This window comes from Roseinatronobacter ekhonensis (assembly GCF_900499075.1).
GTDB classification, from domain to species: Bacteria; Pseudomonadota; Alphaproteobacteria; order Rhodobacterales; family Rhodobacteraceae; genus Roseinatronobacter; species Roseinatronobacter ekhonensis.
The window spans coordinates 1-10,662 of the sequence record NZ_UIHC01000067.1 but is presented as its reverse complement, the minus strand read 5'-3'; the positions used below and the strand labels follow the sequence as shown (position 1 = coordinate 10,662).

Genomic DNA, 10,662 nt, shown 5'->3' with positions numbered 1-10,662 from the left:
ATAAGTCCACAGAATACATCTCCCCACCCTCCGCTCATCAGCTTCAGGTGTCAGATTGCGGAATTTTACTCCGCGACGGTCAGATCATCAGACCGTTTCTGTGGGCATTTTGTCTCCGGGATTCACAGACAGGCGTTCATGGCGCGACGGCTCTCCTCCTTCATCGTCGGTTTCTCCCACCGCACGCAGTACGGCACCAACCTTTAGGGCCAGCACCTTTGCAAATTCAGTTTTTCCGGTGCCAGGCGGACCATAGAGCAGGATGTTCACGCCCGGCGTGCTGTTGGCCAGAGCTTTGGACACTAGGTCATGCATCAGGTCTGCATCTCGTCCCAGGCCTTCGAAATCCGGCCATTCAGCCTCGGGAGCGCCCGCACTTTGAAACATCAACGCGATCAAATTGTTAATGCTTCCCACCTCGGCCAAAAGCGCGAAGGTGAGACGATCAGATAGGTCAAACGGCATGCGATGATAGCGCCCGCCGCTGTTGCGCTGCACCAGCCCCGAGCTTACCAGCCGACTGGAAGCGCGCATGGCAGCCCGGATCTCAGGCTCAGGCGCTAGGCAGAACCACGACAAAAGAAGCGGTACTGTGACCTCCTTCGTCTCCAAGGCTCCATCGACGACATGCTCAAACGCGTCGAAGATCTTGTATAGAGCAACGAAGGTCAGCATGGATGTCTCGACCGGAGATAATCCGAAATGATCACCAAGTAGAGCGGCATTGCCTTGCACGATCTCGCCCTCGCCGCCACCAGCGCCTGGAACCAGGTTGCGGACGAGTTCTCGAATCTTCTGCCACCAAACCGCGCTTGGGCGGGTGCGGGGGCGCTCAGGGCATTCAACTTCGGTCAGATACTCCAGCCAGCCGGGCAGTTCTTTGGCAATTCGGCTTGCTGGACCAAAACGACTGGCAAGTCGGGCGATCAAATCTAGTGCAAGGTGTTGTTCGTGGCTCATTTACATCTCCATCTGTGTAACAGAGATGGCATGGCCATACGTCATATCTGGACAGAAGGTCATAAACCCGGAGCAAATTAATCCAAAGACCGCCTCAATAATATCCTTCAAACAAGCGCTAAGGGCCGCGCCCACTCGATGGATCGCCCGGCGACTTAACCAGGACGTATAGAACATTGCTGCCAGATTCGACTTGAGCAATGCAGGTGAAACCTGCGTAGCTGTACGAGAAACTCAGGTCCGGTTTTTTGACCGGAGGCTGGTCTTGGCATCTAATCAGTGTCGGCGTTTCACCTATCCTTGACCGCTGCTAAAGTCCGCCGAGACAAAATGGGTTTCAAATGGCATCGAAGACGACACTGAACGCAAAAAACCTTGAGACGCTCGGTGCTGCCCGGCTGGCCGATTTGCTGATTGAGATCAGCACTGGCTCGGCCGTGGCCAAACGGCGGCTACGCTTGGAACTTGCAGGAGCGCAAAGCCCGAAGGAAGCGGGGCGGGCGGTGGCCAAGCGGCTGACCAGCATTGCGCGGGCCCGCAGCTTTGTGAATTGGCAAAACCGCAAGCCACTTGTCACCGATCTGCAAAGCCAGCTCCGCGCGATCAAGGAGCGGATCGCCCCGGCCGATCCGGCTGAAGCACTCGCACTGGCCTGGCGCTTCATGCAGGTGGCAACACCGCTTTTCGAGCGCTGCGATGACAGCAGCGGAATCGTCATTGGCGTGTTTCACGACGCCTGCGCGTTGTTGGGCGAGCTTGCTCTCGCCGCCGGGGCGCAGCCTGAGTTGCTGGCTGATGCGGCGATTGAGGCCCTGCGCGACAATGGCTATGGCCAGTATGACGGTTTGATCGCCATCCTGACACCCGCGCTTGGGCAAGAGGGGCTGGCGCATCTCAAGCAGCGGATCGAAACGCTTGCCGGGACGCCGGTTCCCATCCCACCGAAAGGAGAATGGGAGGTAGTGGGGTATGGTAGCGGCGGTGCGACCTATGCGCACCAGATAGAAGAACGCTCCCAGAAAAGCGTGGTGGAGATGGCACTGAAGGACATCGCCGATGCAATGGGTGATGTGGATGCCTTCATCGCCCAATACGATGCGAGGACGCGCAAGGTGCCGCAGATCGCTGCCAAAATCGCGACGCGCCTGCTGGCCGCGGGCAGGGCAGGGGATGCGCTTGGCTTTATCGAACGCGCTGATATGAAAGACAGCTGGGTGCCGCGCGAGTGGCAGGATATCCGTCTTGAGGTGCTGGAAGCGCTTGATCGCAAGGACGAGGCGCAGACCTTTCGGTGGAGCTGTTTCGAGAGCACGCTCGAGTCTGGCTACCTACGCGACTTTCTGAAACGGCTTCCAGATTTCGAGGATATTGAGGCCGAAGAACGGGCGATGGCTCATGCTGCAGCATATTCAAGCCTGCGGTCCGCGCTTGGTTTTTTCCTAGGGTGGCCGTCGCCGGATCGCGCTACCCGGCTGCTGATCGACCGCCATGACGAGATCGATGGCGACCGTTATGAGCTGCTCGTACCCGCTGCTGACGCCTTATCAGAGAGATTTCCGCTGTCCGCTACACTTGCCTTGAGAGCCATGATCGACTTCACGCTGTCAAAGGCGAGGTCTAAGCGCTACGGCTATGCCGCTCAGCACCTAGCCGAATGCGAGGGCTTAGCCGGTCGGATTGAGGATTTCGGGACGTTTGAGGGTCACGCCACCTACGTAAAGCGCCTGAAGCGCGACCATGGACGCAAAACAGGTTTCTGGGGGCACTTCGCATGACGACGCACTATGACATCATTCCTGATATCCATGCGGACATCGACCGCCTGACGCAAACGTTGTCGACCCTCGGCTATGTGTCGGACCGGGAGGTTTGGGGACATCCAGAGGGGCGTATTGCTGCGTTTCTGGGAGATTTCATAGATATGGGCCGGGCGAATAAGGCTGTCTTGACCCTCGTCCGCACCATGCGTGATCAGGGCAATGCGGTCGCAATCATGGGCAATCACGAGCTGAATGCGCTCTTGTATCATCAGCCTGGTTTGAACGCTGACGGCACCGATGATGGCTACATGCGCGCGCATTCCGACAAGAATCGGGCCCAGCATCAGACGTTTCTGGATGAGTTCCCCGTGGGGCATGCGGACACTGCTGAAATGTTGGAGTGGTTTCTGACGCTGCCCCTGTTTCTCGATCTGGGCGGGTTGCGCTTGGTGCATGCCTGTTGGGACGATGTGCGGATCGAAACGATCCTCGCCCGGCGTCCGAGCGGCCTTCTGGCACAGGACGATCTCCAAGAGGTTGCGCTGGAAGACGACGCAAGTGGTTTTGCTGAGGCAGTCCTGACCACTCTGAAAGGACCAGAAGCAGAACTGCCGACGCCTTACTTCTTCCACGATATCAAGGGGCACAAGCGCACGGGGCTCCGCCTCAAATGGTGGCAATCAGGCGCGATGACCTGGCGCGATGCAGCACTGTCGGTGCCTGACCCCGCAGCGCTTCCTGGGACGCCAATCGAGGGCGAGGTCGCGTTTCGCGCTTATGATGCCGAGGCGAAGCCGGTGTTCTTCGGCCACTACAAAAGGCTTGGCTCTCCGGCGATAGACGCGCCAAATGCGGTTTGCCTCGACTATCCCCGCCTGACCTGCGCCTACAAATGGGCTGGTGAACATCAGCTGGATCCGAAAAATCTCATCCTTATCGATTGAGTTTGCGGGAGTGACTGGCAAGCCACGCGAACTTCACCTTTCCCCCTTTTGAAAGCATGGTGATGCGGTGTCTCACCGCGAAATCTCCCCCGCCAGCACAGCCCTGCCATGCACCGCCAAGATCGCAGAGAATCTCTGGCATCTGAACTGCCGGATCACGTCGATGACCCTGGCCTCGTAGCTGGCATGCCCGATCAAGCGACAAAGGTCCGATGCGTGAAACTGACGGTTTGCGCTTGGCGCAGCCTGGATCTGATCGAGCAATTCACGCTCTTTTGGATCAACCACCCGCTTCGGCGCCGGGGTAGGTTCCGAGCGAGGCGGTGTTCCCGATGCAGTGCGCCACCGACGCATGAAACCAAGCAAGAAACCTGCAGGAACCCTGCCGTTGCCTCGCGCCCGGTTGAACGCGAGGAAGCGATCCCAGATCACTTGCGTGTCGACGTTCCAGCAGGGTAGGGCGGTCTTCGCTGCCTTGATCAAGTTTGCCCAACAGGTCTGAAAAACGTTCGAGTTCGCGGTGATTTCAATCAGACCTGAGAATATAGTTTTGTTATTATTATCTCTAGATAGTGATGTGTCACCCTCACCTGACACGAGATCATGGGTTTCCTCCGCTTTATCAAAGGCCGCGAACCGGAAGAGCCATGGAGCAAATTTGCCGTTGGATTTCTGGCGCACCAGCTCCAAGTCCGACGCTTCGAGTTCGCTCAGAAGGACCGTCAGATACTGGCGCGAGATGCCCATCTTATTTGCCAAGACAGAGAGGGTGTAGGCGGCTGTCCCGCGCGACAGCCCGTTATAGCCCTCCTTCCAGGCGATACCATCAAGGATGAGAGTGGCAAGCTTGTGAGCGGATACGGACAGATCAGTCTGCGTAATGCGTCGTAGTATCAAGCCGGTTGTGGGTTCCATGGTCTGGGTCTCCTGAGAGAACCGACGACATGTCGTGAGACAACAACATTCTTGCCAGCAAAACAACTTTGCTGGTTGCGGGTGTTTGGACAGTGCGCTAGAAAATTCTTGTTCACGGATTTTTCTAGCGCGGCGTCAGGCTTCACGGTCTGGCGTCGTTTCCTTTTTTGGGTTGATTGCACGGCTTCAGGTGCAGGGGTTTGCGAGGAGCGCTCAGGAAACCTCACGCTTGGTTGGTCAGTAGCGGACTTCTTCGGAGCCGTAGTTCCCGGCGTGATCACGCCAGTCCACGAAGACAGACCGATAGAAATAGCTTCTGCATCCTTTCGGGATGGTTAGTTCAGACGCGGTCGGCACCTGGGCCACGCCGGACCTTGTCCAGCGATAATCACCTTGAAGGCCGTATGATCCCAAGCGCGTCGAGTCGCTTCGATTGCAGTCGCCATCGCGGTTTTCGTTTTGGCGGTATTGGATATGGTAGACGCGGATGCTCCTCACGAAGTCGAAGGCGTCGCCCGAGATGTCGATGTCCGCTTGATCATCGGCTTGGACGTGAACAAGAGGCAGGGGAGCCGTTTCCTGACGGACCGAGAGCGGATCGCGGAACGCAATGTCATAGAGCCGCTCCATGAGTGACATCGGTGCAGGCTCGTTGAAAGACGCCCCCATCGGGCAACGCCAGATCTGCAACGGCGGCTCGATCGGCCACGGTGTGATCCGGCGAATGAACACTGCCCGCGCGTGCGCGCATGGTGCGGATGCAGGCCATCCCCCAGAAAGACATAGCAGGATCGCGCAGTCGACCTGATAGGCTTGGGCCGGGGCGGCCGAACCCACAAGAGAGGATATGCTGATTGCCGCGGCGGCTGCCACGCTATGGACCATGTGTTTCATGATGCCGACTCCATCTATAATGGTGCAGCGATACGAAACAACATTAATGATAGCAAGGAGATTTGATTGATTATGATGCGCAAGTTTCAGCGTAGCCACTTATCACATCTTGGACCGTAACAAAGCCTTTTGAAGCGTTAGCGGTCAGAGAACCGGCCAAATTGGCAGAATAATTGTCACTTTCTAACTGATCAACCATATGATAGCGTTTGCTTTTTATAGAGATAAATCACGGCCATAAAAGTGGCCAGAAAGCAGGACAAGTGACGATCTCCGATGATGGCGAGACAGTAGGTCTGTTCGAGCCTCTCATGGTTTCGGAAGGTTCTCCCGCCCGGGCGGGTTTGAACGATCTCGCGCTGGAGCTGGCTGAAAAGTCTGCGGGGTTCCGGAGTGGATTGCCTGCTTCCGTCTCGGATGCCCTGGCAGATCTCGTGCGGGCGATGAACTGCTACTACAGCAATCTCATCGAGGGACATGACACTCATCCCATCGACATCGAACGTGCGATGCGGAACGACTACAGCGCCGATCCATCGAGGCGTAACCTTCAGCTCGAGGCCAAGGCGCATGTCGCAGTCCAGAAATGGGTCGATGAAGACGGAATGTCGGAGCCAGCGACCGCGCCTTCGTCGATCGTCGACCTGCATCGCCGCTTCTGCGAACTTTTGCCGCCTGAGCTTCTCTTTGTTCAGAATCCGAAGACAGGCGAGCAGATCCCGGTTGTTCCGGGCGAGCTTCGCACCCGCTATGTCGAAGTTGGACAGCATGTCGCCATCAGCCCAGGTGCTGTGCCGCGCTTTCTCGAACGAATGGACAAGGCTTACAGCCTACCGGGCCGAATCGAGGCGATCCTTGCGGCTGCTTGTGCCCATCACCGACTTCTCTGGGTGCACCCCTTTCTGGATGGCAACGGAAGAGTTGCCCGACTGATGTCCTATGCCATGCTGCGCAAGGCTCTCGACACGCGTGGCCTTTGGTCAGTAGCGCGCGGGCTTGCACGGCAAGAGGCGGCTTACAAAGAGCACCTGGCCACCTGTGACGGTCCCCGTCGTGGAGATCGCGACGGACGCGGCACGTTGAGCGAAGCCGCACTTGCTTCGTTCGCGGGCTTTTTCCTGCGCACCTGCATTGACCAGGTGGAGTTTATGGAGAGCCTCATGCGGCCGGGTCGACTGCGTGACCGCATCCTGATCTGGGCGGAAGAAGAAATCCGCGCAGGAGCGCTACCTCCGAAATCCGATACCGTGCTGAAGGCCGTGCTCTATCAGGGGCAGATCGAGCGCGGGGAGGTCGAGACCATCCTTGGCACCAGCGACCGCACCGCGCGGCGGGTGACATCTGCGCTCCTAGAAGCGGGCGCATTGTCCTCGGCATCAACGCGGGCACCGCTTAAGCTGGCGTTCCCCGCTAAGTACGCGGGGAGGTGGATGCCCGGGCTGTTTCCCGACAGGGATGAATGAGAGAGCGAAGATCGACTGACGACGTTAACAATGTGATTTGAGGTGGAGAAATTGATTAGCTTCAGAAAAGGTATCAAAAATGAGTTCGCTAAACTCCCGCCCGAAACGGAAGATGACGAACGGGCTAACATTATCAGGGGGCGCCTGGCAGAGGTTTTCGGATCGCCGCAGCTGCGTGAGGCGAAATGCAATACGGTTGACCAACTGCAGTTGGTCAACGCACTGAGTCCCGTGGAGAATTTGTAATGAGCAATCTTACCGAGAGGCGACGTATCGTATTTCGTCACGTCGAAGGGGAGTTTTACGCGGTTTCGCGAAATGGCGGCGCAAAACATCCGGGATACTTGTACCTACCTCAGGGCGCGTCCCTGACGGATGAGAATATTATTGGCACCGAGGATCTGGACGAGTTGGCACGTGCAGCATTGGACGAGCACTGTGCTGTACGCTGCAAGAATCTGACCACTGGGGCACAACATTATCTGCGATTTAATGAAAATGAACTTTGTAGTTATGAAATCGGCCCGGAGATTGCAAAGGCCCTCGGAATTCCAGAAATCATGAGTATGGGCGACAAGAAGGCCTCGTTGTCACGCCAAGCCGTCGAGGCGGCCATGGATGCGTACGACGGCTACCGTACGAACGGGACGGGTGGGGACGTTTTTGACGCCTTTGGCGATCCGCGAGATTATTGGGTGCGCTCATCGCGAGAACGCGAAAATTGCGTTTACCCAACCAAACCGCTTGTTGGTTACATACGTAATCTAAGTGATCTGAATGGGGGCTGGAGTAAGAAAGATAGTGCCGCTGCTACGCTTCATAACGCTGGCTTCATCATCGTGGATCAGTACGATCAGCCCGTCGAGCGCCCTGATCGCTACGAGCATCTGATGGAAGGCGCAGACCGGATCAGGCTCTGTGCTCTGAACTATTTCATCGAACCTGCGAGGGAAAAGGCAGCAAGGGATGTCTCTATCCGCGCGGGTGATCTTGCATCCGCGATAGGGTTGAAGGACGCTTTTCCAAACATCTGCCAAGCGCTTGGTGGCGAAAAATTCCAGAAACTGGCGCAAGTGCCGGCGCCCACAAGCACAGAACCAAACCCAAGCAGCTCTACCATTTTTACATATAAGCTCAATTCTCAAGTGGAGGCGGACGCCGTGACCGACACAACAAAAGCACCAGCGCCTTCTGCAGTGAACTTGATCCTCTATGGCCCGCCAGGTACGGGCAAAACCTATCGAACGGCATGGGAAGCAGTTCGGCTTTGTTTGGGCGAACAGATCGCATCCGGGTTAAAGGGCAGCGCTCAGCGAGCTGCCTTGATGAGTACTTATCGCAAGCTTGTGAGCGAGGGGCGTGTCGAATTCGTAACCTTTCACCAGTCGATGTCCTATGAGGAGTTCGTCGAAGGGCTGCGGCCGGAAACGGTAAGGGATGAAACCTCCGACTCTACAACTGATCCAAGCGCGACGGGTGGCTTCCGTCTGCGGGTCGAAGACGGGGTTTTCAAAAGGATCGCCCGCCGCGCTGATACTAGCCGGGGTCAGAATTCGACGGGTGAGCGGCTTTCGCTTGAGGGGCGGAATGTTTTCAAAATGTCGATCGGTGCTGTGGCGATTCCAGAGGATGCCGGAATTTTCGACGAGGCAATCAATGAAAACTGCGCGATCTTCGGCTTCTTCCGCTCTGACTTCTCAGGGGATGAATTCACCGAACGACAGGCAATCAAAGCTCAGGTCGAGCAAGACTACACCGACGAGGAACTCGGGTTTTCGCTGACCTCAGCCGTGCAAATGACGGATATTTTCCGCAACAACTTGCAACAGGGAGACGTCATCCTGGTCAGCAAGGGAAACCTGCTGATCCGCGCCATCGGGATGGTCGAAGGCGACTACGAATTCCACCCGCGGGAAAGCTCCGAAACTTACCCGCATCGCCGGGCTATGCGCTGGCTTTGGGTGGACGAAGCCGGAATGCCTGCCAACGAATTCTATAACATGGCCATCTCTCAGCGCACGATCTATCCTCTGCGCAAGCAAGAGCTGAACATCGCGCTTGTCGAACGGTACATGAACTCTCAATCCACCGATGAATCCGTGTCACCCGAGCCGCACGTCCTCATCATCGACGAAATCAACCGGGCGAATATCTCGAAGGCATTCGGCGAACTGATCACGCTCCTTGAGCCTGACAAGCGGCTCGGGATGGACAACGAAATCCGCCTGACACTTCCTTACTCGAAAAAGCCGTTTGGCGTGCCTCAGAACCTGCACGTCATCGGTACGATGAACACAGCCGACCGTTCCATCGCTCTCTTGGATACAGCGCTACGCCGCCGGTTTGCTTTCCACGAATTAATGCCTGATCCGTCTGTTCTTTCGAACGACGTTGAAGGAGTTGATTTGCGAAGACTGCTGTCCACGATCAACGAGCGCATCGAGTATCTCTTTGATCGAGAACATCAGATTGGTCACGCGTATTTCACTGGCTGCCAGACGCAAGCGGATATCGATAGCGCCATGCGTGACAAGGTGATCCCTTTGCTGGCGGAGTATTTTTACGAGGACTGGTCCAAGGTTGCGGTTGTTTTGGGCGACTCTGGACAAGGCCCGTCTCGGTTCCTTGATGCGAAACAAATTGCTGCCCCTGCGGGAATGACCGAAGACGACTTTTCCGGCGATAAGCTGAGGTGGACCGTCAAAGACAGGTTCGACTTCTCGGAGTTTGTTGCCTGATGCCTGCGTACACCCTGCGCGAATGGGAAACGCTGCCCCATGGTGAAGGGGAAGGCTGTATTCCCGAGCACTTTGCCGGACGTCTTGCGGCACTGGCGAAGGCATCGGCTTTTGCAGGCAAGGGTGGTGGCGGTGTTCTCGAGGAGCGCCGTCATGAACTGAGGGCACGAGGGGTTGTCGGCGTCTTGGCGACAAATGGCTGCAGTCTTGAAATCCTTCCCAAGATCGACGTCGATCAACAGGGCGGCGAGGTGCTGCAGAACGCGGCCATTCGCAAACGTCTTGTTCACATGCTTGCGGTCGCGCTCGATCTCAAAATCGAAACGGGTCAGGTTACGGAGCTCGACTGGCAGCGTGAAACCCTACTGGAAATTCTTATCCGGATTTTCTGCAACAAGCTGACCGATGCCGTTCGTCGCGGCATGCCGCGCCGGTACATCGGTCAGGAGGATGACCTCGCGGCCTTGCGCGGAGCCCTCGATCTGCCTCGTCAGTTCACGCGCCATGCGGCAAACCCCTCGCGGCTGGCGTGCAAATTTGATGAGTTGTCAGATGACATCGCGCTGAACCGCATTATGAAAGCGACCGTTGCGCATTTGTTCAGAATGTCACGAAGCGCCAGCAACCAACAGCGGTTGCGAGAATTGGCCTTCGTCTATGCCGATATTACCGAAGTATCTGTTCCCGCGCTGAAGTGGGACGAGGTCGTCATTGATCGGACCAACCGCGCATGGCGAGAGCTTTTCGGGATGGCACAATTGTTTCTCCGTAATCGCTATCAAACGACGAGCGCTGGTTCGGGCCGGGGGACGGCACTCCTTTTCGAAATGAATGCGCTTTTCGAAAAGTATATCGGTCGGTTTGAAGTGGTCCGGCAAATTTGGACAGCGTGCTAAGATGTATCCAACGCGCACGAATGGATACGAGAATGACAAAGCGACGGAACTTTTCAGACAAGTTTAAAGCTGCTGTGGCGCTTGAGGCGCTG

8 protein-coding genes are annotated in these 10,662 nt (G+C 56.6%); 5 read left to right on the top strand and 3 right to left on the bottom strand.

Annotated elements, in window-relative coordinates:
• Positions 1 to 87: 87 nt before the first annotated feature.
• On the bottom strand, positions 88 to 960 hold the full coding sequence (locus tag ROE7235_RS17390) for an AAA family ATPase (RefSeq protein WP_121096889.1): 873 nt from the start codon (positions 958 to 960) through the stop codon (positions 88 to 90).
• A gap of 341 nt (positions 961 to 1,301) precedes the next feature.
• Here ROE7235_RS17390 and ROE7235_RS17385 point away from each other — a divergent pair, with 341 nt between their 5' ends.
• Both ROE7235_RS17385 and ROE7235_RS17380 read left to right on the top strand, forming a co-directional pair.
• Positions 1,302 to 2,735 carry a DUF6880 family protein gene (locus ROE7235_RS17385; protein WP_121096887.1) on the top strand — a complete coding sequence of 478 codons (1,434 nt, stop codon included), beginning with the start codon at positions 1,302 to 1,304 and terminating at the stop codon, positions 2,733 to 2,735.
• Positions 2,732 to 3,664: a metallophosphoesterase gene (locus tag ROE7235_RS17380; RefSeq protein ID WP_121096886.1), complete on the top strand. Its 933-nt coding sequence runs from the start codon at positions 2,732 to 2,734 to the stop codon at positions 3,662 to 3,664. The genes ROE7235_RS17385 and ROE7235_RS17380 overlap by 4 nt, the downstream gene beginning before the upstream one ends.
• 72 nt (positions 3,665 to 3,736) lie before the next feature.
• Here ROE7235_RS17380 and ROE7235_RS17375 read toward each other — a convergent pair whose 3' ends face one another.
• On the bottom strand, positions 3,737 to 4,579 hold the full coding sequence (locus ROE7235_RS17375) for a hypothetical protein (RefSeq protein WP_121096884.1): 843 nt from the start codon (positions 4,577 to 4,579) through the stop codon (positions 3,737 to 3,739).
• A 237-nt stretch (positions 4,580 to 4,816) separates the two neighbouring features.
• Positions 4,817 to 5,473, bottom strand: a complete 657-nt coding sequence (locus ROE7235_RS20715; RefSeq protein WP_183073565.1) for a hypothetical protein — start codon at positions 5,471 to 5,473, stop codon at positions 4,817 to 4,819.
• Positions 5,474 to 5,736: 263 nt separating this feature from the next.
• Here ROE7235_RS20715 and ROE7235_RS17365 point away from each other — a divergent pair, with 263 nt between their 5' ends.
• The 3 genes from ROE7235_RS17365 (at position 5,737) to ROE7235_RS17350 (ending at position 10,570) form a co-directional block, all read left to right on the top strand.
• Positions 5,737 to 6,936 (top strand): Fic family protein, encoded by a 1,200-nt coding sequence (locus ROE7235_RS17365; RefSeq protein ID WP_121096891.1) that lies wholly within the window; start codon positions 5,737 to 5,739, stop codon positions 6,934 to 6,936.
• 245 nt (positions 6,937 to 7,181) lie between these two features.
• Positions 7,182 to 9,674 carry a DUF8426 domain-containing protein gene (locus tag ROE7235_RS17355; RefSeq protein WP_121096880.1) on the top strand — a complete coding sequence of 831 codons (2,493 nt, stop codon included), beginning with the start codon at positions 7,182 to 7,184 and terminating at the stop codon, positions 9,672 to 9,674.
• A complete protein-coding gene (locus ROE7235_RS17350; protein ID WP_121096878.1) occupies positions 9,674 to 10,570 on the top strand; it encodes an McrC family protein in 897 nt (298 codons plus the stop codon). Before ROE7235_RS17355 ends, ROE7235_RS17350 begins: the two co-directional genes overlap by 1 nt.
• Positions 10,571 to 10,662 lie beyond the last annotated feature (92 nt).